Here is a 22305-nt window from a genome sequence, read left to right as displayed (position 1 = left end):
CGGAACGACGTTCCGCGTCATCTCGCGGCGCAGCGGCGGCTCAGCCGGCGGCGACGATCCGGAGCACGTCGGCGAGCGAGCGGAGCTCCTCGACCGAACGACCCGCGAGCGCGTTGCGGAGCCGAGCCTGGTTCGCGGCGCGCACGCTCGCGATCCGTTCCGTGGCCGACGCCGTCGGCACGAGCACCCGGGCCCGGCCGTCGCGCTCGTCGGCCCGGCTCTCGACGAGGCCGAGCTCCTCGAGCTGGCGGATCTGTCGGCTGATCGCGCTCTTGTCCATGTCGTAGAGCTCGGCCAGTGCGTGGGCGTTCGTCGAACCGGCGCGCACGATGCTGCTGAGCAGCTTGTAGCCCGCGGGCTGCAGCTCGGGGTGCACGAGCTTCGCCGATTCGGCCCAGACGATCCGGGCCCGATTGAAGACGATGCCGAACTGGTCCTCGACGGCCGCGATGGCGGCGTCGAGCTCGGGGTCGGCGGTCATGACGGACATGTTAGCGACGCGAGCCCGAGGCATCCGCCCCATCGACCGACGTCACCGACCCGGTGGTCGTCGAGACCAGCTCGCGACGCGCTCGCTCGTCGTAGGACTCGGCCGACGGGACAGCGGCGCCGATCTCGGCCTCGGCGAGGTCGATGACCGCATCCTCCACCTCGTCCGCGAGCGACTCGGCCGCCGTCTTCGTCGAGAGGGGCTTGTTCGGCAGGAACGCGATCGCGATGAGCGAGAGCACCGCGAGCGGCACGGCGATCCAGAACACGTCGGCGATGCCGTGGCCGTAGGCCGACTCGATGACGACGCGGATGGCGTCGGGGAGCTCGTGCACGTTCGGCACCGCGCCGCTCGCGAGCCCCTGCAGCGCTTCGGCCTCTTCCGGCGTCGAGGGGACGAAGCCCGCGAAGCCGCTCGTGATGTGGTCCTGCACCGTCGTCGCGAGGAGCGAGCCCATGACCGTGACGCCGATGGTGCCGGCGATCGACCGGAAGAAGTTCACGTTCGACGAGGCGGCGCCGAGCTGCGACACCGGGGTGTCGTTCTGCACGACGAGCGTGAGGTTCTGCATCACCATGCCGAGACCCGCGCCGAGCACGACCATCGCGACGCTCACCCAGAGGTAGTCGGTGTCGTAGCGGAGCGTGGTCATCAGGAAGGTGCCGGCGACGACCAGCAGCGAACCGAGGACCATGAAGCCCTTCCACTTGCCGAACCGGCTGATGAGCGCGCCGATCAGGATCGAGGCGCCCATCTGGCCGACGATCATCGGGATCGTCATGAGGCCCGACTCGGTCGGGGTCGCGCCGCGCGCGAGCTGGAAGTACTGGGCGAGGAAGACGCTCGTCGCGAACATCGCGACGCCGATCGCGATCGACGCGACGACCGCGAGCGTGAACGTGCGGTTCTTGAAGAGGGCCATGGGCACGATCGGCTCGGCCACGAAGAACTCGACGACGACGAAGGCGATCAGGGATGCCGCGGCGATGCCGATCATGACGAGGCTCGTCACCGAGCTCCACTCGAACTCGCTGCCGCCGAGGGTGACCCAGACGAGGAGGAGGGAGACGCCGACGGCCATGAGGATCGCACCGGCGTAGTCGATCTTCACCTTGCGCTTCGGCAGCTGGGGGAGGTGGAGCGTCAGCTGGATGAGGACGAGCGCGATGATCGCGAGCGGTAACGGCAGGAAGAAGTTGGCGCGCCACCCCCACGCGTCGGTGACGACGCCGCCGAGCAGCGGTCCGCCGATGGTCGCCACGGCCATGATGCCGCCCACGACGCCCATGTACTTGCCGCGCTCGCGCGGCGAGATGATGAGCGCGACGATGATCATCACGAGCGACATGAGCCCGCCGGCGCCGAGGCCCTGGATCACGCGGACGGCGATCAGCGTCGTCGTGTCCTGCGCGAACCCGGCGATCGCGGTGCCGACGACGAACAGCCCGATCGCGAGCTGGAGCAGCACCTTGCGGTTCACCAGGTCGGCGAGCTTGCCCCAGATCGGGGTGGAGACGGCCGTCGCGAGCAGGCTCGCGGTGATGACCCAGGTGTAGGCGGCCTGATCGCCGCCGAGGTCGGCGATGATGCGGGGCATCGAGGTCGAGACGACCGTGCCCGAGAGCACGGCGACGAACATCGTGACGATGAGGCCCGACAGTGCGACGAAGACCTCGCGCGGCGTGCGCGAGGGCGCCTCGACCGAGGCGACGGGAGCTGCTGCTGCTGACACGAGAGTGAGGTCCTCCGAGAAAGTTGATCGCGGTCAACCATAAAGAAGATAGTTGTCTCTTGTCAACTTTGGATCCCTGTCAACTATTCCCCGCCTCGGGACGAGGTCGTCAGGGCGTCGGCGGCACCGCGGGCTGCGTGGTGAACCAGAACACGTCCGTGTCGGCCGGGGGAGGGATCGGCGCCCCGCTCTTGTCCCGGATCACGGTGTGCACGACCTTCCACTCGGTGCGGACGGCGTCGACCGTCACGACGGTGTCGCCTGCCTCGACGCTTCGCCGAACGGTGAACTCGGCGGCATCGGGGCGGCCCGACGCGGCCCGGGCCTCCGCGATCGCCGTGGCGTCGTCGGGAGGTGCCGGCGTCGAGATCGTCGCGTTGATCACCGCCGCCGAGCCGTCGTCCTGCAGTTTCTTGAAGGCGAAGTGGTAGTCGAAGTCCGCGCCGTTGCGCTCGCGCTTGACGAAGGCGATCGACGTCCCGCCCTGGTCCCTGATGTCCTTGAGCTGCTCGGCGAACGCCGCCTTGAAGGCGGCGTCGGTCGGTGCGGGGACCGGGCCGCGGAACGCCTCGAACTCGACCGCGTCCACCTTCCGCTCGGTCTTCGCCGCAACGCCCGACCAGAACTTCGCATCGGTGTTCGCCACGTGGGTGCCGTACTTCGTCGCGAACTCGGCGGCGAGCGCCTTGCGCGAGAGCGTGCTCTTCCCCGGCCGCTCGACGAAGTACTCGGCGAGCCGCTCGGCCCCGCCGCCGAAGAACTGGGCGTGCGTCGTGGTGGTCAACGAGCCGCGCCCGCCGAACGCCGAGTGCAGGGTCGCGACCATCCGCTGGCTGCGGCCGATGTTGCACCCCTTGATCACGATCTTTGTCGCGTCGTCGATGACGTCGGCGCTCACCGTGGTGAGCTTGCCCTGCTTCACGGCGGCCTGCGCTGTGTCGAACTGGGTCGGCGTCCCGCCGGACTTCGTCACCGGAAGGCTGACGTGGGGCGGGGTGTCGGGCGTCACGCCGAGGTCGAACATGAGCCGGCCGTCGGGGTGTCCGTGCGACACGATGATGAGCAGGCCGACCGGATCCCCTGAGGCGTTCACCGTGCTCAGCACCTCCTCGAGGGTCCTCGCCTGCTCCAGGTGCGAGTTCGCGACGCTGCCGTGCTTGGCCCGGTAGAACGCCTCCGCCTCGGTGAAGAACTGGTTCTTCGCGCCGGGCGGATCCGCGCCCATGATGAACACCCACGTGTGCCGTGGCTTCGGCGGCGCCGCGGGCTGCGCGGTCCCGCCCTCGTCACGTTGCAGTCGCAGGCCGCCGAGCAGGGACGAGACGGCCCGGTTCCCCGCGAACGCCGACAACGCGGCCGCGCCCGCGCCCGCCATCCGGACCGGGACGTCGCGGGACCCGGCATTCAGGCGGTCGGCGGGCTCGTGAGGCTCCGATCCGCGAGGCGGCGATCGGCGCCCCGTCGCGGTGTCGGCGCGGACGGGTTCGCGATCGCCCGCCCTCGAGCGCATGGCCTCACCTCGCATCTCAGGATCGTCCGGTCGGGCGTCCGCGTCGAGCACGGACGGCCCAGGCTGCCCGATCGGGCAGCATCGCCGTCGATTTGGCGGCGGCCGCGGCATCCGTTATGGTGTTCTGAGCCGAAGACCGCTGGTTGTCGAGTTCGCGTGCGAATCCGACCGAAGTCCTGTGAGAACAGGTGCCCGCGCAGGTGTGACGAAGACTTCCCGGGTTTCCCGAGCCGAGCTCCGCGCAACTGCGCCGGAGCTCTTTTTCTTTCCCACGAGTCTGCACCAGCGCTCCGAGGCCGTGCATCGCCACCGCGATGCGCGTTGAAGACACAAGGAGTGGCCATGGCGAACAAGGAAGCCTCGGTTGCCGAACTCACGAACCTGTTCGAGAGCTCGACCGCCGTTCTGCTGACCGAATACCGCGGCCTCACTGTTGCCCAGCTCAAGACGCTGCGCAAGTCCATCAGTGAGGACGCGAGCTACGCCGTGGTGAAGAACACGCTGACCAAGATCGCGGCCAACAAGGCCGGGATCTCCGCGTTCGACGACGACCTCAAGGGTCCGTCGGCGATCGCGTTCGTGCACGGCGACCCGGTCGCCGTCGCGAAGTCGCTGCGTGACTTCGCCAAGGCGAACCCCCTCCTCGTGGTCAAGGGCGGCTACTTCGATGGCAAGCCCCTGACCGCCGAAGAGGTAGGCAAGCTCGCCGACCTCGAGTCCCGCGAAGTGCTCCTGGCGAAGCTCGCCGGCGCCTTCAAGGCCTCGCTGTTCGGAGCCGCATATCTGTTCAACGCACCGCTCTCGAAGGCCGTTCGCACGGTCGACGCGCTGCGTGAGAAGCAGGAGTCCGCTGCGTAGGCGCGAGCCTCTCAAGCGGTGAGTTACCAGGAAATCTAAGGAGAAGAATCATGGCGAAGCTGTCCACTGAGGAGCTGCTCGAGCAGTTCAAGGGCCTGACCCTCATCGAGCTCTCGGAGTTCGTCAAGGCGTTCGAGGAGACCTTCGAGGTCACCGCGGCCGCCCCCGTCGCCGTTGCCGGCCCGGCCGCCGCCGGCGGTGGCGCCGCTGCCGAGGAGGTCGAGGAGAAGGACTCGTTCGACGTCATCCTCGAGGCTGCCGGCGACAAGAAGATCCAGGTCATCAAGGTCGTCCGCGAGCTCACCTCGCTCGGCCTCGGCGAGGCGAAGGCCGTCGTCGACGGTGCTCCGAAGGCCGTGCTCGAGGGCGCGAACAAGGAGACCGCCGACAAGGCGAAGGCCTCGCTCGAGGAGGCCGGCGCGACCGTCACCCTCAAGTAATCCGTGCGCCGTTCCGGCGCTCGCGACTTGAGGTGACCTGCGTCACCTGAACACACGGATGCCCCGTGCCGATTCGCTCGGCACGGGGCATCCGTCGTCTGCGGCCCGGGTGCCCGCCCGCGGTCAGCGCGCGACGAGCGGTCGTGCCGAGGGCGCCGTCGTGCTGCTGCGCACCACGAGCCGCGTGTCGAGCGGCCGGTCGAAGTCGGGGAGCCCATCGGGCGTGATCGGGTCGGCGTCGCCGGTCGGTTCGCCGAGAAGCCGCATGACCGCGTCGACCGCGAAGCGCCCCTGCACGCGCGGGAACTGCTCGATCGTGGTGAGGCCGAACAGCTCGGCGTGCTCGTGGCCGTCGAAGCCGACGATCGAGAGCGACCCGGGCAGCGACATCCCGAGTCGTTCGGCGGCGCGCATCGCGCCGAAGGCGATCTCGTCGGAGGCCGCGAAGATCGCGCTCGGCCGGGTCGCCGGATGGCCGAGGAGCTGGAGCGCGGCGACGTACCCACCGGGTACCGTCATCTCGGCCTCGACGATCCCGTCGGGCTCGCCGACCGGCCGGAGCCCCGCCTCGCGCATCGCATCGGCGAATCCCGCCCTGCGGAGCGCCTGCACGCTGCGCGCCGCGGAGCCGGCCCCGGCACCGGCCAGGTGCGCGATGCGCTCATGGCCGAGGTCGATGAGGTGCTCGGTCGCGAGCCGCGCCGAGCCGCGATCGTCGATGGCGAGCCGGGGCGCGCCGGGAGCCGTTCCGCCGAGCGCGACGATGGGCTTGCCGCGCCCCTCGATGACCTCCACCTCGCGCTCCGTGAGGTCGACGCCCACCGCGATGACCGCGTCCACGCGCTTGCGCGCGAGGAAGAAGTCGAACACGCGGTCGCGTTCCGGACCGGCGAGTGCGAGGTTGTAGAGCGTGAGGTCGTAGCCGGCGGCGAGCAGGGTCCGCTCGATGCCCTCGAGCACCTCGCCGAAGAACCAGCGGTTGACGAAGGGGATGACGACGCCGACGTTCTTCGTGCGACCCGTGACGAGGCTCGCGGCGTTCGGAGAGGCGATGTAGCCGATCTCGGCCGCGGCCTCCACCACCCGGCGACGCGTCTCCTCGGAGACGTAGCCGCGACCCGTCAGGGCCCGCGAGGCCGTCGACTTCGAGACGCCCGCGAGGCGCGCGACGTCCGAGATCGCGGTCATCACGCTCCCTCCATCGGGCCTGCGATCGGAGTGTACGCGAATCCCCGGTCGTGTGGAACCGGTGCCACACTCGCGGGCATCCGTCACCCGATCGTGACCCGACGCGCCCTTGCCCAGCGCCGCCGCGGTCGCCTAGCGTGGGGTCTGGAACCGGTTCCCGGTTCCGCCCTGCACCACACTCAACGAGGAGATGACATGAGACTCACACGGCATCGCCGTTGGGCGGCCCCCGTCGCGGTGGCCGCGGCGGTCGGCCTGGCGCTCACGGCGTGTACCGGCGACATCGCGAGCGAAGACGCGGGCGACGTCGACTGCGCGGACTACGAGGAGTACGGCACGTTCGACGGGGCCGAGGTCACCATCGGCGGCACCATCCTCGACCTCGAGGCCGACCGGCTCGTCGAATCCTGGTCCGACTTCGCCACCTGCACGGGCATCTCGGTGGACTACCAGGGCTCGAGCGAGTTCGAGGCCCAGATCGCGGTGCTCGCCGAGGGCGGCAACGCGCCCGACATCGGCATCGTCCCGCAGCCCGGCCTGCTCCAGCGGCTCGCAGCCGGCGGATGGCTCATCCCGGCGTCCGAGGGCGTCGAAGCCAACGTCGACGAGTGGTGGAGCGAGGATTGGAAGAACTACGGCACCTACGACGGCACCTTCTACGCGGCCCCGCTCATGGCGAGCATCAAGGGCTACGTCTGGTACTCGCCGGCGGAGTTCGAGGACAAGGGCTACGAGATCCCGGCGACGCTCGACGAGCTGACCGAGCTCTCGCAGACCATCGCGGACGAGGGCGAGCACAAGCCCTGGTGCGTCGGCCTCGAGTCCGGTGAGGCGACCGGCTGGCCCGGCACCGACTGGGTCGAGGACTACATGCTGCGCCTGCACGGCCCCGACGTCTACGACGAGTGGGTGACCCACGGGATCCCGTTCAACGACCCGCAGGTCGCCGAGGCGTTCGACGCGGTCGGCGAGTACCTGAAGAACGACGACATGGTCAACGGCGGCATCGGCGACGTCTCGACGCAGATCACCGAGGCGTTCCAGACCGCCGGCCTGCCGATCCTCGACGGCGAGTGCTCCCTGCACCACCAGGCCTCGTTCTACGAGACCTTCTGGAACCCCGAGGGCGGCGACGAGAACACCGTGGCCTCCGACGGCACCGTGTTCGCGTTCCTGCTCCCGCCGGTGAACGCCGACGACCCGCTGTCGGTGACCGGCGGCGGCGAGTTCCCGGTCGCGTTCCGCGACGCGGAGGAGGTCGAGGCGGTGCGCACGTACCTCTCGAGCGACCTCTGGGCGAACAACCGCGTGAGCCTTGGCGGCGTCATCAGCGCCAACAAGGGCGTCGACCCCGAGAACGCGTCGAGCGAGCTGCTCGTGCAGTCCATCGAGATCCTGCAGGACCCCGAGACCACGTTCCGGTTCGACGGTTCCGACCTGATGCCCGGTGCCGTCGGCGCCGACTCCTTCTGGAAGGGCATCGTGGCGTGGGTGAGCGGTGACAGCACCGAGTCGGTGCTCGACACGATCGAGGCGAGCTGGCCCAGCAGCTGATCGTCCGCGCGCCGCGCGCGGCTCTCCGGTCGCACGCGGTATGACCGAGGGGCGGGGTGAGGAACCCCGCCCCTCGGGACCCCCAGATTCAACGACGAACCGGGAGGCATGATGACCACGGGCGACCTGCTCGGAAAGATCCTTCAGGTGGTGATGGGGCTCGCGGTCTTCGCCGCGATCATCGGCCTCCTCATCTTCTTCATCGACAAGGCCCCGAAGCGGGGCCGCGACTATTGGCAGCTCGCGGGATTCCTCACCCCGGCGCTGCTGTTCCTCGCGGTGGGGCTCGTGTACCCGGCGATCCGCACCTCGATCCTCGCGTTCCAGGACTCCAGCGGCGCGTGGACCATGGACAACTTCGTCTGGACGTTCACGCAACCCGCAGCGATCCGCACCCTGATCAACACGATCATCTGGGTGCTCATCGTGCCGACGATCTCCACTGCGGTCGGCCTCGCGTACGCGGTCTTCATCGACAAGTCGCGCGGTGAGAAGTACTACAAGGTGATCCTGTTCATGCCGATCGCGATCTCGTTCGTCGGCGCCGGCATCATCTGGCGCTTCGTCTACGAGTACCGCTCGGGCGAACGCGAGCAGATCGGCCTCCTGAACGCGATCGTCGTCGCCTTCGGCGGCGAACCCGTCCAGTGGCTCCAGACCGACCCGATCAACACGTTCCTCCTGATCGTCGTCATGATCTGGATCCAGACGGGCTTCGCGATGGTCCTGCTGAGCGCGGCCATCAAGGGCGTCCCGACCGAGCAGATCGAGGCGGCGCAGCTCGACGGCACGAATGCGTGGCAGCGCTTCATGAACGTCACGGTGCCGGGCATCCGAGGCGCGCTGGTCGTGGTGATCACGACGATCTCGATCGCCACGCTGAAGGTCTTCGACATCGTCCGGACGATGACGGCCGGAAACTTCAACACGAGCGTCATCGCGAACGAGATGTACACGCAGGCGTTCCGGGCGAGCGAGATCGGGCGAGGTTCCGCGCTGGCGCTGATCCTGTTCCTCCTCGTGATGCCGATCGTCATCTACAACGTCAACGTCCTCCGGAAGCAGAGGGAGATCCGATGAGCAGCGTCGCACCCGCCGACCTCCCGGTCAGCAAGGACAAGGGATCGCTCGAGGCGGCCGAGGAAGCCGAGTACGCACGGGGGCCCAAGACGGCGCGAGTGAAGAAGCGCCTGACCTCGCGCACCGCGACGATCGCCTCGCTGATCATCGCCGTCCTCTGGACGATCCCCACGTTCGGCCTGTTCATCTCGTCGTTCCGGCCCGCGGAGCTGATCCGCACGACCGGGTGGTGGACGATCTTCCAGAACCCGGGCTTCACGTTCGACAACTACGCCGAGGTGCTGCTCTCGCCGTCGGCGTCGTCGCCGCAGCTCGGCGCCTACATCGTGAACTCCATCGCGATCACCCTGCTCGGCACGCTGATCCCGCTCGTGCTCGCGACCATGGCCGCGTACGCGTTCGCGTGGATCAAGTTCCGGGGCGCGAACGCGCTGTTCATCTTCGTGTTCGCGCTGCAGATCGTGCCGCTGCAGATGGCGCTCGTGCCGCTGCTCCAGACCTTCTCGATCTGGCTGCGGCCGATGCAGGCGTGGCTGCACGACGTGATCCCGATCATCCCGGAGCAGAACTACGCGCCGGTGTGGCTCGCGCACGCGATGTTCGCGATGCCGCTCGCGATCTTCCTGCTCCACAACTTCATCGCGGAGATCCCGGGCGACGTCATCGAGGCCGCGCGCGTCGACGGCGCCACGCACGGGCAGATCTTCTTCCGGATCGTGCTGCCGCTGGCCACCCCGGCCATCGCGTCGTTCGCGATCTTCCAGTTCATCTGGGTGTGGAACGACCTGCTCGTGGCGCTGATCTTCTCCGGCGGTACACAGGACGTCGCGCCACTCACCCAACGATTGGCGGAGTTGACCGGTACGAGAGGCCAGGCGTGGGAGCTCCTCACGGCGGGCGCGTTCATCTCGATCGTCATCCCGCTCATCGTGTTCTTCAGCCTCCAGCGGTACTTCGTGCGAGGCCTCCTGGCGGGCGCGACGAAGGGCTGATCGAACGGGCGGATGCCGCGGCATCCGCTGCACGTCGACGGGGTGGATGTGGCGGCATCCGCCCCGTCGTCACGCCGTCCGCGAACGGGCGCCGACGGCTGACGATCGCGCGGCCGACGCGTCGGCGGGCGCGCCTAGGCTCGATGCATGAGCATGCACGCGAGCGCCCCGGGCGGGCAGTCGGGGCGGATGGGCAAGCCCCGCACCCGGATCAGCGCGGCCGACGAGTCGGCGCAGCGCGCCGAGAACGCGGAGGCGCCGAAGATCCCGCACCTCATGCGCCGCATCGCCGAGCTGTTCGCACCGCACAAGGTCGCCCTCACGGTCACGATCGTGCTCGTGCTCGTGAGCGCCGCGCTCAGCGTCATCCCGCCCCTGCTCACCGAGCGCGCCTTCGACGACGGGTTGTTCCCGGTCGGCCCCGACGGCCAGGTGATGGGCCCGAACCTCCCGGTGCTCACGACCATCGTCGTCGCGATGCTCGCGGTGTTCATCGTCTCGTCGCTCCTCGGCGTGTGGCAGACCTGGCTCACGGCGACGGTCGGCAACAAGGTCATGGGGGCGCTCCGCGTGCGGATGTTCACGCACCTCCAGCGCATGGAGCTCAGCTTCTTCACGCGCACGAAGACGGGCGTCATCCAGTCGCGGCTGCAGAACGACGTCGGCGGCGTGGCATCCGTGCTCACCAACACGGTCTCGAGCGTGCTCGGCAACACGGTCACGGTCATCTCCGCGTTCGTCGCGATGCTGCTGCTCAACTGGCAGCTCACGCTCATCGCGCTCGTCCTGCTGCCCGTCATGGTGATCGCGCAGCGGCGCGTGGGCCAGGTGCGTGCGCGCATCGCGGCGAAGACGCAGGAGTCGCTCTCCGAGATGACGGCGATCACGCAGGAGACCCTGTCGGTCTCCGGCATCCTGCTGTCGAAGAGCTTCACGCGGCAGCGCAGCGAGATCGGGCGCTACAGCGACGAGAACGACAACCAGATCGCCTTGCAGGTGCGCCAGCAGATGACCGGCCAGTGGTTCTTCGCCATGGTCGGCATCTTCATGTCGGCGATCCCCGCGATCGTGTACCTCGCCTCGGGCTGGCTCCTCACGGGCGGCACGACCGACATCACGGCCGGCACGATCGTCGCGTTCACGACGGTGCAGGCGCGCCTGCTGTTCCCCCTCATGGCGCTCATGCGCGTGGCGCTCGACCTGCAGACCTCGGGCGCGCTGTTCGCCCGCATCTTCGAGTACCTCGACCTGAAGCCCGCGATCACCGATGCGCCCGACGCGCGCCCGGTGCCTCCGGCGGCGACGACGGATGCCTCGGGCCGGCCGCTCCTCGGCCGCGTCGAGTTCGACCACGTCTCCTTCCGGTATCCCGACGCCGACGACGACGGGCGACCCACGCTCGACGACGTGTCATTCACCATCGAGCCCGGGCAGTACGCGGCGTTCGTCGGGCCGAGCGGCGCGGGCAAGACGACGGTGTCGTACCTCGTGCCGCGGCTGTACGAGGCGACGGGCGGCGCGGTGCGCTTCGCCGGGGTCGACGTGCGCGACCTCGAGCACGAGTCGCTCGTGTCGAACATCGGCATCGTCAGCCAGGAGACCTACCTGTTCCACGCGACGATCGCCGAGAACCTGCGCTACGCGAGGCCCGAGGCGACCGACGCCGAACTCGAGGCCGCGGCGCGTGCGGCCAACATCCACGAGACCATCGCGTCGTTCCCCGACGGGTACGACACGGTCGTGGGCGAGCGCGGCTACCGCCTGTCGGGCGGCGAGAAGCAGCGCATCGCGATCGCGCGCGTGCTGCTGAAGGACCCGGCGGTGCTCGTGCTCGACGAGGCGACGAGCGCGCTCGACACGATCAGCGAGCGCGTCGTGCAGGCCGCGCTCGATGACGCCTCGCGCGGCCGCACCACGATCGCGATCGCGCACCGGCTGTCGACCGTCGTGGCGGCCGACGTGATCTTCGTCGTGGTGGCGGGCCGCATCGCCGAGCGCGGAACGCACGCCGAGCTCATCGCACAGGGCGGCGTCTACGCCTCGCTCTACCGCCAGCAGGCCGAGCGCCCCGAGGTGCCGACCGCCTGAGTCGCGGCGCCGCGCGGCGCTCGCGCGTTGCGTGGTGCCGCGCGGCTCGCGCGGCTCGCGCGTTGCGCGGTGCCCCGCGCGGCGCCTGGTGCGCGAAATCGCGACGAGTGCGCAGCGCACACCCCGCGCACTGGTCGCGAAAACGCGCACTCGCCCGGTGACTGGTTCCGCGTCGTGCCGCGCGCCGCCCGAGCGATCCGCGCTGCGTCGGGCTCGCCCCGCGTCCGCCGCCCCCGCGATGCGGTGCCCCGCGGCGCCCGGTGCGCGGATTCGCGACGAGTGCGCAGCGCTTGCCCCGCGCACTCGTCGCGAGAACGCGCACTCGCCGGTGTGACTGGCGCCGCGTCAGCCCCGTGCATCCCTCCACGCGCTCGGCGAGACGGCGGAGGCGCGCCCGCCCCGCGCCCGCGCCCGCGCCGCCCCGCGCCCGCGCCCGCGCCGCGCCCGCGCCGCGCCGCGCCCGCGCTACGAGCGCTCGGCGAGCATGCCCTCCATGAGCTCGATCTCGGCCTGCTGGCTCGCGGCGATCGACTCGGCGAGCGAGACCACGATCGGGTACGTCGAGCGCTCGAGCACGGCCTCGGCCATGACGACCGCCCCCTCGTGGTGGGCGATCATGAGCTCGAGGAACCTCCGCTCGGCCTCGACGCCCTCGAGCTCGCGGAGCTCGGCGACCTGCTCGGGCGTCGCGAGGCCGGGCATCGGCTCGCCGGGCACGTGCGCGGCAGTGTCCGACCCGTCGCCCGAGTCGTGCCCGGCGTGCGTGCTGCCGTCGGCGGCGGGCCGGGTCATCCACGTCATCGACGGCTCGGAGCCCGCCTGCGGGAGCCCCCACTCGGCGAGCCACCCGTACATCTGGCCGGACTGCTGCGCCTGGGTCGTCGCGATGTCGTAGCCGAGCAGCCGCACGTCGGGGTCGTCGGTGGCGTCGCGCACGATCATCGCGAGCTCGACGCCCTGCTGGTGGTGCACCTGCATGTCGCGGGCGAAGCCCGCCTCGGCGCTCGTGTTCGACGGCGTCTCCTCGCCGAGCGTCGAGAGGCGCCCGATCGCGAACGCCGCGCCGGCGACGGCGATGAGGGCGACGGATGCCGCGAGCACGACGGCCCACCGGCCGATGCCCGAGCGGCGGGGCCGGGCCTCCTGGTCGTCGGACCCGACGCTCACGCGACCTTGCCGGGGCCGTCGATGGCGCCGGTGCAGAGCGCGCCGGGCTCGGGGACGTTCTGGCTCTGCCAGTACTCCTCGAGGAAGTCCTCGATGCGCGGGTCGTCGACGCCGTCGGCCTGGAGCTGCACGTTCCAGCCGCTGAGCACGACCGGCGAGGGCAGGCCCTCGAACGGCGAGAGGATCACGTACGTGCTCGGGAGCTTCGAACGGAGCGTCGCGATGTCGTCGTCGGAGAGCGCCTCGGCGTCGTAGGTGACCCAGATCGCGCCGTGCTCGAGCGAGTGCACCGCGTTCTCGTTCGGTACGACCTCCTCGTACACGCCGCAGTTCAGCCACGCCGGGTTGTGCTGGCCGCCGGCCGGCGGGGTCTGCTCGTAGTCGACGACGCCCTCGACGTGCTCGGAGGCGTTCTCGAACGTCTCGACGCCCTCGATCTCGGCACCGTCGCCGCCGGCCGTGTAGTTCGCGGCGCGAGGGGCGAGCACCACCGAGGTGACGATGAGGGCGACGATCGCGAGGCCGACGCCCACCGAGCTCCAGATGGCGATGAGGCGGTTGCGCTTCATGCGCGCTTCGCGCTTGCGGTACTCCTCGAGCTTGCGCTCGCGTTCCGCAGCGCGCTGCTGCTTGACGGTGGGCTTCTTTCCGGGCTGGGTCGCGCTCACGCGGGGCCTTCCTCGAGCGGGGTGGAGGTACGGGACGGGGTACTCAATACGAACGTATCGGGCTGGGAGAATGCCGTCACCTGCGGGGCTCCACCGGGTCGCGGCGACGCGGGACTAGCATTCGAACGTGCCGGCGCGGGGGCGACCGCGTGCGGACCGGTCGATCCGGTCCGGGTCGGATGCCGGCGGGGGAGGTCGGCGCGTGAGCGAGGACATCGATCGTCCGGAAGCCGGAGCGGCGGTCGCCGATCAGGGCGAGTCCGACGACGCCGACGCGAGCCGGGGAAGCGGCCTGAACCGGCGCGTCATCGCGCTCGCGCTCGCGGGCGCTGTCGGCGGCTTCCTGTTCGGCTTCGACTCGTCGGTCGTGAACGGCGCGGTCGACGCGATCGAGCAGGAGTTCAGCCTCTCGGCCGGGCTCACGGGCCTCGCGATCGCGAGCGCCCTGCTCGGCTGCGCGGTCGGCGCCGAGCTCGCGGGCCGGCTCGCCGACCGGTTCGGCCGCATCCCCGTGATGATCCTCGGGGCGAGCCTCTTCCTCATCTCGGCGATCGGCTCCGGCCTCGCGCTCGGCGTGTGGGACCTCATCGTGTGGCGCGTGATCGGCGGCCTCGGCATCGGCATCGCCTCGGTCGTCTCGCCGGCGTACATCGCCGAGATCTCGCCGCGGCGCGCCCGCGGGCGGCTGGCGTCGCTGCAGCAGCTCGCGATCGTGTTCGGCATCTTCGCCGCCCTGCTCTCCGACGCGGTGTTCGCCTGGGCGGCGGGCGGCGCCGCCGAGCCGTTCTGGTTCGGCCTCGACGCGTGGCGATGGATGTTCCTGGCGGGCATCGTGCCGAGCGTCGCGTACGGACTCATCGCGTTCTCGCTGCCGGAGTCGCCGCGCTACCTCGTCCGCGTGGGCAAGGAGGACGAGGCGCGGGCCGTGCTGGAGCGGATCCAGCCGGGCGAGGTGGAGCGCGCGGTCCGCGACATCCGGAACACCATGAAGGCCGACGCCGAGGCGAAGCAGGCGAAGGGCGCGCTGCGCGGGCCGGTGTTCGGGCTCCGGGGAATCGTGTGGATCGGCATCCTGCTGTCGGTGTTCCAGCAGTTCGTCGGCATCAACGTGATCTTCTACTACTCGACGACGCTGTGGAGCGCGGTCGGCTTCGACGAGTCGAACGCCTTCGCGATCAGCGTGTTCACCTCGATCACGAACATCCTCGTCACGTTCGTCGCGATCGCGCTCGTCGACCGGGTCGGCCGCCGGCCGCTGCTGCTCGTCGGTTCGGCCGGCATGACGATCTCGCTCGCGACCATGGCGCTCGCGTTCGCCAACGCGAGCGGCTCGGGCGAGGACCTCTCGCTCCCCGGGGCCTGGGGGCCCGTGGCGCTCGTGGCGGCGAACCTCTTCGTCGTCTTCTTCGGCTTCTCGTGGGGCCCGCTCGTGTGGGTGCTGCTCGGCGAGATCTTCCCGAACCGCATCCGCGCCCGCGCGCTCGGGCTCGCCGCCGCGGCGCAGTGGATCGCGAACTTCATCGTGACCGTCACCTTCCCGCTGCTCGCGGACGTGTCGCTCCTCCTCACCTACGGGATCTACGCGACGTTCGCCGCGCTCTCCTTCTTCTTCGTGCTCGCGAAGATCCCCGAGACGAACGGGATGTCGCTCGAGGAGTCCGACACGCTGCTGCCGCCGAAGGGGTCGGCGAGGCGGAAGAGCGGCGCAGGCGCGACCGGCGGGTGAGCGCCCGCGACGGAGGCGCCCGCGAGCGGGCCTGCCGCGAGGCATCCGTCATTCGCTAGGCTGGCCGGGTGAGCCTCTCGTGCCGGTGTTGTCGTCGCTGAACGCGCGACCCCTTCCCTCGCGTCGGGCGCCGAACGGGCGCCCCTCGACGCACTCGACACCAAGGAACGAACCAGCGGAATGAAGTACGCAGCCCACATCACCGACCTCGTCGGCAACACGCCCCTCGTCAAGCTGAACCGGGTGACAGAGGGCGTGACGGATGCCACGGTGCTCGTCAAGCTCGAGTACCTGAACCCCGGCGGCTCCTCGAAGGACCGCATCGCGCGCAACATCATCGACGCCGCCGAGCGAGAGGGCAAGCTGAAGCCCGGCGGCACGATCGTCGAGCCGACCTCGGGCAACACGGGCGTCGGCCTCGCGCTCGTCGCGCAGGAGCGCGGCTACCGCTGCGTGTTCGTGTGCCCCGACAAGGTCTCCGAGGACAAGCGGAACGTGCTGCAGGCCTACGGCGCCGAGGTCGTCGTGACGCCGACCGCGGTCGCGCCCGACAGCCCGGAGTCGTACTACGGCGTCTCCGACCGGCTCGCGCGCGAGATCCCCGGGGCGTTCAAGCCCGACCAGTACTCCAACCCCAACGGCCCGCTCTCGCACTACGAGACGACCGGGCCCGAGATCTGGCGCGACACCGACGGGAAGGTCACGCACTTCGTGGCCGGCGTCGGCACGGGCGGCACGATCACGGGCACCGGCCGGTACCTCCGCGAGGTCTCGGGCGACACGGTGCGGATCATCGGCGCCGACCCCGAGGGCTCGGTCTACTCCGGCGGCACCGGGCGGCCGTACTTCGTCGAGGGCGTCGGCGAGGACTTCTGGCCGACCGCGTACGACCCGAGCGTGCCGCACGAGATCATCGCCGTCACCGACGCCGAGTCGATCGAGATGACGCGCCGGCTCGCTCGCGAGGAGGGGATCCTCGTCGGCGGGTCGAGCGGGATGGCCGTCGTCGCGGCGCTGAAGGCCGCGGCATCCGCCGGCCCCGACGACGTGTTCGTGGTGCTGCTGCCCGACTCGGGGCGCGGGTACCTCGGCAAGATCTTCAACGACAAGTGGCTGCGCGCCTACGGCTTCGGCAACGCGCCCGCCGGGCACACGATCCGCGACATCCTCGCGGCGAAGGCCGACCGCACGGCGCCGCTCGTCTACGTGCACCCGAACGACACGGTGCGCGAGGCGATCGACCGGATGACCGAGTCCGGCGTCTCGCAGCTCGTCGTGCTCTCGGCCGAGCCGCCCGTCGTGCTCGGCGAGGTCGTCGGCGCGCTGCATGAGGACGAACTGCTCGAGCAGGTGTTCTCGGGCCGCGCGAAGCTCACCGACGAGGTGTCGGCGGTCGTCGGCGACGCGCTGCCGCTCATCGGCGTGAACGAGCCCGTCGCGACCGCGCGCCAGGCGTTCGGCGAGGCGCCCGCGATGCTCGTGACCGACGGCGGCAAGGCGCTCGGCGTGATCACGCGCACCGACCTCCTTTCGTACCTCTCCTCCTGAAGGGCCGGGAACCATGCACCACGACGCAGGCTTCGACACGCGCGCGATCCACGCGGGCCAGGAGTTCGACCCCACGACGGGCGCGGTGATCCCGCCCATCCACGTGACCTCGACGTACGCGCAGGACGGAATCGGCGGCCTCCGCGGCGGGTACGAGTACTCGCGCGGCGGCAACCCGACGCGCACCGCGCTCGAGACCCAGCTCGCGGCGCTCGAGGGCGGCATCCGCGGCCTGTCCTTCGCGTCGGGCCTCGCCGCGGAGGACGCGCTGCTCCGCACGATCCTCACGCCGGGCGACCACGTCGTCATCGGCAACGACGTCTACGGCGGCACGCACCGGCTGATCCGCCGCATCTTCGGCGACTGGGGCGTCCGGCACTCGACGGTCGACACGAGCGACCTCGCCGCCGTCCGCGACGCGATCGAGCTCGGCACGACGAAGGTGCTCTGGGTCGAGACGCCGTCGAACCCGCTCATGAAGATCTCCGACATCGCCGCGCTCGCCGAGCTCGGCGACGAGGCGGGCCTCACGGTCGTCGTCGACAACACGTTCGCGAGCCCCGCACTGCAGCAGCCGATCGGACTCGGCGCGCACGTCATCGTGCACTCGACCACGAAGTACCTCGGCGGGCACTCCGACGTGGTCGGCGGTGCGCTCGTGTTCGCGCCCGGGCAGGAGGAGCTCGCCGAGCGCGTCGGCTTCACGCAGTTCGCGGCCGGTGCCGTCTCGGCGCCGTTCGACGCGTTCCTCACGACGCGCGGCATCAAGACCCTGGGCATCCGGATGCAGCGGCACAGCCAGAACGCGCTCGCGATCGCCCGGCGGCTCGACGAGCATCCGGCGGTCGCCCGCGTGCTCTACCCCGGCCTCGAGTCGCACCCCGGGCACGCGCTCGCCGCGCGCCAGATGTCGGGTTTCGGCGGCATGGTGTCGATCGACCTCGCCGGCGGCGGCGAGGCCGCGCGCCGCTTCGCGGAGTCGACCGAACTGTTCACGCTCGCCGAGTCGCTCGGCGGCGTCGAGTCGCTCGTCAACTACCCGTCCGAGATGACGCACGCGTCGGTCAAGGGCACCGAGGCCGAGGTGCCCGAGTCGATCGTGCGCCTGTCGGTCGGCATCGAGGACGTGGACGACCTGCTCGCCGACATCGACGGGGCGCTCGGGCGGGTCTGACGGCTCGCACTCGCGGTCACGCGACGCTGGCAGGAATTCGACGAACGATGTCATCCCTGCCAGCGCGAGTGTCGGCGGCATCCGGCACGATGATCTGGTGAGTACGAGAACCCTGGATGTCGCGCCCCCGGTCGGCGCCGCCGCAGCGCACCACGGCCGGCTGGGCCTCGTCCAGGGCACGGCCCTCTACGTCGCGAGCGTGCTGGGCACGGGCATCCTCGTGCTGCCGGGGCTCGCCGCCCAGGCCGCCGGCCCGGCCTCGGTCCTCGCCGTCGCCGCGGTGCTCGTGCTCTCGATCCCGCTCGCCGGCACGTTCGCCGCGCTGGCCTCGCGGTTCCCCGACCCTGGTGGCGTGGCCAGCTACGTCCGCCGCGCGCTCGGCCCGACCGCGGCCCGCATGACCGGGTACTGGTTCTTCTTCGGCGTCTGCGTCGGAGCGCCCGTGGTCGCGATCCTCGGCGGCGAGTACGTCGTCGCCGTGCTCGGCGTCGACCGCGCGGCCGTGCCGGTCATCGGCTTCGCCGTCTTCCTGCCTCCGCTCATCGCCAACTGGTTCGGCGTGCGCGTCGCCGGCTGGGTGCAGTTCGTGCTGACCGGCCTGCTGCTCGCGGTCGTCGTCGGGGTCGTCGCGGTCACCTTCCCGGCGGCGGAGGCGAGCAACTTCACGCCGTTCCTCCCGAACGGCTGGGCCGGGGTCGGCGTCGCCATCAGCCTCTTCGTCTGGGCGTTCGCGGGCTGGGAGGTCGGCACGCACATCGCGGGCGAGTTCCGCGACCCGCGCCGCATCATCCCGATCGCGACGGGCATCGCGATCGCGCTGGTCGGCATCGGCTACCTCGCACTGCAGTTCGTCACCGTCGCCGTCCTCGGCGACCGCGCCGGCGCGAGCCAGGTGCCGCTGCTCGACCTCGTCGAGACGACGGCGCCCGGCATCGGGTCGGTCCTCGTCGCGATCGTCGCCGCGATCGTGACGGTCGGCGTGCTGAACGCCTACCTGCCCGCCTTCGGCAAGCTCGGCGCCGCGCTCGGCCGTGACGGCGACCTGCCGCGGTACTTCGCGAAGGGCGCGGAGGACGGCGCCGTGCCGCGCCGCGCGCTCGCGCTCACCGCGGGCCTCATCGTGGTCTACTTCGCGCTGATGCTCCTGAACGAACTCGACCTGACCGCGTTCATCCTCATCCACACGAGCAACATGGTCGCCATCTACGCCGCCGGAATGCTCGCCGCGACGCTCATCCTCCGCCGGTTCTCGCCCGGCTGGTGGCTCGCGGTCGTCGCGACGGTGCTCACGGCCGGCCTGCTCGTGCTGGCGTGGCAGAACCTCGTCATGCCGATCGTGCTGGCCGCGGCATCCGTCGTCGTCACGATCGTGCGCCGGGTCCGGGCGCGTCGAGTGCGGCCCGTCGCGGCGGATGGCGAGGCATCCGTCGCCGCCGCAGACGCGGAACTCGTGCCCTAGCGGCGGGCGTCGATCGGCGTCGTCGTCGGGATCGGCGCATTCGTCCGCATGCGAATCGGCGCGGATGCCGCAGGTCGGCTGGCATGTGCGGCCCGTCCCGGGGGAGGATGGTGCGCATGACCGCCCACGCGTATGCGCTCGCCGACGGCAACACGATCCCCGCGATCGGGCTGGGCACGTACGGGTTGAACGACCAATCGGGCGTCGACGCGGTCGTCTCGGCGATCCACGACGGCTACCGGCTCATCGACACGGCCTACAACTACGGCAACGAAGAAGTCGTGGCCGAGGCGATCCGGCGCGCTGACGTCGACCGCAGCGACCTCTTCATCACGACCAAGCTCCCCGGCCGTCACCACGGCGTCGATGAGACGCTCGCGAGCTTCGAGCAGTCGCGCAAGCGCCTCGACCTCGACTGGGTCGACCTCTACCTCATCCACTGGCCGAATCCGAAGCGCGACCGCTACGTCGACAGCTGGCGTTCGATGATCAAGCTGAAGGAGCGCGGCGTCGTCCGCTCGATCGGCGTCTCGAACTTCACCCCGCCGATGCTCGACCGGCTGTTCGCCGAGACCGGGCTGATGCCCGTGGTCAACCAGGTCGAGCTGCACCCGTACTTCCCGCAGGCCGAGCTGCGCGCGTACCACGCCGAGCACGCGATCCGCACCGAGAGCTGGAGCCCGCTCGCCAAGCGCACCGACCTGCTGGCCGAGCCCGCAATCGTCGAGATCGCCGAGCGTCGCGGCGCGACGCCCGCGCAGGTCGTGCTCGCCTGGCACCTCGCGCTCGGGGCCGTGCCGATCCCGAAGTCGGCGGATGCCGCGCGCCGGCGCGAGAACCTCGACGTGTTCGAACTCGAGCTCGACGCGGGCGAGGTCGACGCGATCTCGGGTCTCGAGCGCGGGCGGATCTGGGGCGCCGACCCTGACTCCCACGAGGAGATGTAGTCGGCCGCGGCGCGGTGCCGGGTCGCGGTCGAGTGGTCGCCGCGCCTGGTCCACGGTCTCATCCGCATGATGGCGGTTCCGCGCCGATGGGCGACCGATTCGGGCGCAGCGGATGCCGGTGGGCGGACGTAGGCTCGATCAGGTGACCGACCGCTCCACCCCCGTGCCATCCGACGACGCCGTCCCCGCCGGAGGCGTGTTCGCGAGGTCGTGGCGCTGGCTCTCGCTCGGCATGTTCGCGCTGATCTTCCTCGCCGCGTTCGAGGTGCTCGCGGTCACGACGGCGATGCCGATCATCGCGGCCGACCTCGACGGCGAGGGGCTGTACGCGCTGGCGTTCTCGGTACCGCTCGCGGCCGGCGTCGTCGGCATGGTCGTCGCCGGCAACTGGAGCGACCGCTCCGGGCCGCTGCCGCCGCTGCTCGCCGCGGGCGGGCTGTTCGTGGTGGGGCTCGTCGTCGCCGGGCTCGCGCCGAACATGCCGGTCCTCGTGCTCGGCCGGCTCATCCACGGCATCGGCGGCGCGGCCGTCATCGTGCCGCTGTACGTGATCGTGGCGCGCGTCTACCCCGAGTCGGTGCGTTCGCGCGTGTTCGCGGGCTTCGCCGCGGCCTGGGTCATCCCGTCGATCGTCGGGCCCACCGTCGCCGGCTACGTCGCCGAGCACCTGAGCTGGCGCTGGGTGTTCCTCGGCGTGATCGCGCTCGTGCTCCCCGCCGCGCTCATGATGCTCGCGCCGCTGCTGCGCGTGCTCGACCGCGTGCAGGGCGATCCGAGCGTGCGGTGGAGCGGCCGCCGCGTCGGCTGGTCGGTGCTCGCGGCCGTCGCCGCGCTCGGGATCAGCCTCGCGGCGGGGTTCGACGAGCCCTGGCGCTGGCTGATCGCGGTGTGCTCGATCGCCCTCGCGGTCGTCGCCGTGCGGCCGCTGCTGCCCGTCGGCACGCTCCGCGCGGTGCGCGGCATCCCCGCGACCGTGCTGATGCGGGCGATCGTCGCCGGTGCGTTCTTCGGCGCCGAGATCTACCTCCCGAAGATGCTCATCGAGCGGTACGACCTGCCCGCCGGCCTGGCCGGCGCCGTGCTGACCGGTGCGGGGCTCTCGTGGGCTGCGGCGTCGTGGCTGCAGGGGCGGCTCGACGCACGACTGTCGAACACCGAGGTCGTCCGCATCGGGGCCGTCACGCTCGCGGTCGCCCTCGCGGGCGTGCTCGGCATCGCGCTGTTCTCGCTGCCGCCCGCGACGGCGTTCATCGCGTGGACGGTCGCGGGCGCCGCGATGGGCTTCATGTACCCGCGGTTCTCGGTGGCCGTGCTCGAGCAGTCGCCGCAGTCGGTGCAGGGCTTCAACAGCGCGGCGCTCACCATCGGGGAGTCGCTCGGCGGTGCCGTGGCGCTCGCGGTCACCGCGCTCGTGGCGAGCGTGGCCACCGCCGGCTCGTTCGCGCCCGAGTTCGCCGTGACCGTCGCGATCGCCGTCGTCGGCGTACTGCTCGCGTCGCGCGTCCGGCCTCCCGAGGGGTGGCGACGGCCCGTGGAGGGCGCCTCGACGCGGGCTGGCGAGTCGGCCGCCGCGCCGACGCCGGGGGAGTAGGGTCCGCCCGCGGCATACGGCGACTCGCGAGCGCCGGCGCGGGTGAGGAGTTCATGTGACGGTCACATTGTGACGGTCACATTCCGCGTGGGG

The 22305-nt window shown here is 70.8% G+C and carries 18 protein-coding genes; 12 read left to right on the top strand and 6 right to left on the bottom strand.

Features of this window, described 5'->3' with window-relative positions; genetic code table 11:
- Window positions 1-40: 40 nt before the first annotated feature.
- The 3 genes from GJ743_RS02055 to GJ743_RS02045 all read right to left on the bottom strand — a co-directional run bounded on the left by GJ743_RS02055 (window position 41) and on the right by GJ743_RS02045 (window position 3732).
- Complete coding sequence (locus GJ743_RS02055; RefSeq protein ID WP_196216878.1) at window positions 41-481, bottom strand: MarR family winged helix-turn-helix transcriptional regulator; 441 nt, start codon at window positions 479-481, stop codon at window positions 41-43.
- A 10-nt stretch (window positions 482-491) separates the two neighbouring features.
- Window positions 492-2222 carry an MDR family MFS transporter gene (locus tag GJ743_RS02050; RefSeq protein WP_328288696.1) on the bottom strand — a complete coding sequence of 577 codons (1731 nt, stop codon included), beginning with the start codon at window positions 2220-2222 and terminating at the stop codon, window positions 492-494.
- Window positions 2223-2331: 109 nt separating this feature from the next.
- A complete protein-coding gene (locus tag GJ743_RS02045) occupies window positions 2332-3732 on the bottom strand; it encodes a hypothetical protein (protein ID WP_155050257.1) in 1401 nt (466 codons plus the stop codon).
- Window positions 3733-4074: 342 nt separating this feature from the next.
- Here GJ743_RS02045 and rplJ point away from each other — a divergent pair, with 342 nt between their 5' ends.
- Together rplJ and rplL are read left to right on the top strand one after the other, a co-directional pair.
- Complete coding sequence (gene rplJ / locus GJ743_RS02040) at window positions 4075-4590, top strand: 50S ribosomal protein L10 (protein ID WP_155050390.1); 516 nt, start codon at window positions 4075-4077, stop codon at window positions 4588-4590.
- 50 nt (window positions 4591-4640) lie between these two features.
- On the top strand, window positions 4641-5030 hold the full coding sequence (rplL, locus tag GJ743_RS02035) for a 50S ribosomal protein L7/L12 (protein WP_067947898.1): 390 nt from the start codon (window positions 4641-4643) through the stop codon (window positions 5028-5030).
- A gap of 123 nt (window positions 5031-5153) precedes the next feature.
- Here rplL and GJ743_RS02030 read toward each other — a convergent pair whose 3' ends face one another.
- The gene (locus GJ743_RS02030) at window positions 5154-6218 is read right to left on the bottom strand and encodes a LacI family DNA-binding transcriptional regulator (protein ID WP_155050256.1); all 1065 of its coding nucleotides are present in this window, start codon (window positions 6216-6218) and stop codon (window positions 5154-5156) included.
- 195 nt (window positions 6219-6413) lie between these two features.
- On the opposite strand from GJ743_RS02030, the gene GJ743_RS02025 reads away from it, so the two are divergent.
- From GJ743_RS02025 to GJ743_RS02010, 4 genes are all read left to right on the top strand, one after another.
- Complete coding sequence (locus GJ743_RS02025; protein WP_155050255.1) at window positions 6414-7772, top strand: ABC transporter substrate-binding protein; 1359 nt, start codon at window positions 6414-6416, stop codon at window positions 7770-7772.
- Between the two features lie 111 nt (window positions 7773-7883).
- A complete protein-coding gene (locus GJ743_RS02020) occupies window positions 7884-8852 on the top strand; it encodes a carbohydrate ABC transporter permease (protein WP_155050254.1) in 969 nt (322 codons plus the stop codon).
- Entirely contained in the window at window positions 8849-9844 is a 996-nt protein-coding gene (locus GJ743_RS02015) for a carbohydrate ABC transporter permease (protein ID WP_155050253.1), read from the top strand. Before GJ743_RS02020 ends, GJ743_RS02015 begins: the two co-directional genes overlap by 4 nt.
- A gap of 147 nt (window positions 9845-9991) precedes the next feature.
- Window positions 9992-11932, top strand: coding sequence for an ABC transporter ATP-binding protein (locus tag GJ743_RS02010; protein WP_376861919.1), 1941 nt, complete (start codon window positions 9992-9994; stop codon window positions 11930-11932).
- Between the two features lie 465 nt (window positions 11933-12397).
- Here the strand turns inward: GJ743_RS02010 and GJ743_RS19900 are convergent, their stop codons facing one another.
- The gene (locus GJ743_RS19900; RefSeq protein ID WP_328288695.1) at window positions 12398-13099 is read right to left on the bottom strand and encodes a DUF305 domain-containing protein; all 702 of its coding nucleotides are present in this window, start codon (window positions 13097-13099) and stop codon (window positions 12398-12400) included.
- Complete coding sequence (locus tag GJ743_RS02000) at window positions 13096-13767, bottom strand: DUF3105 domain-containing protein (RefSeq protein ID WP_328288694.1); 672 nt, start codon at window positions 13765-13767, stop codon at window positions 13096-13098. The genes GJ743_RS19900 and GJ743_RS02000 overlap by 4 nt, the downstream gene beginning before the upstream one ends.
- 292 nt (window positions 13768-14059) lie before the next feature.
- Between GJ743_RS02000 and GJ743_RS01995 the strand changes: the two genes are divergently transcribed.
- From GJ743_RS01995 to GJ743_RS01970, 6 genes are all read left to right on the top strand, one after another.
- Window positions 14060-15493 carry a sugar porter family MFS transporter gene (locus tag GJ743_RS01995; RefSeq protein WP_155050386.1) on the top strand — a complete coding sequence of 478 codons (1434 nt, stop codon included), beginning with the start codon at window positions 14060-14062 and terminating at the stop codon, window positions 15491-15493.
- Window positions 15494-15673: 180 nt separating this feature from the next.
- Complete coding sequence (locus GJ743_RS01990; protein WP_155050252.1) at window positions 15674-17041, top strand: cystathionine beta-synthase; 1368 nt, start codon at window positions 15674-15676, stop codon at window positions 17039-17041.
- A gap of 13 nt (window positions 17042-17054) precedes the next feature.
- Window positions 17055-18215 carry a cystathionine gamma-synthase gene (locus tag GJ743_RS01985; RefSeq protein WP_155050251.1) on the top strand — a complete coding sequence of 387 codons (1161 nt, stop codon included), beginning with the start codon at window positions 17055-17057 and terminating at the stop codon, window positions 18213-18215.
- A 97-nt stretch (window positions 18216-18312) separates the two neighbouring features.
- Complete coding sequence (locus tag GJ743_RS01980) at window positions 18313-19674, top strand: APC family permease (RefSeq protein ID WP_328288693.1); 1362 nt, start codon at window positions 18313-18315, stop codon at window positions 19672-19674.
- A gap of 116 nt (window positions 19675-19790) precedes the next feature.
- On the top strand, window positions 19791-20621 hold the full coding sequence (locus GJ743_RS01975; protein WP_155050250.1) for an aldo/keto reductase: 831 nt from the start codon (window positions 19791-19793) through the stop codon (window positions 20619-20621).
- A gap of 142 nt (window positions 20622-20763) precedes the next feature.
- Window positions 20764-22212 carry an MFS transporter gene (locus GJ743_RS01970; protein WP_328288692.1) on the top strand — a complete coding sequence of 483 codons (1449 nt, stop codon included), beginning with the start codon at window positions 20764-20766 and terminating at the stop codon, window positions 22210-22212.
- Window positions 22213-22305: the final 93 nt, after the last annotated feature.

The sequence above is a fragment of the Agromyces bracchium genome (genome assembly GCF_009709675.1).
In the GTDB taxonomy this organism is placed as follows: Bacteria; Actinomycetota; Actinomycetes; order Actinomycetales; family Microbacteriaceae; genus Agromyces; species Agromyces bracchium.
This window is presented reverse-complemented; position numbering and strand designations above follow the sequence as displayed.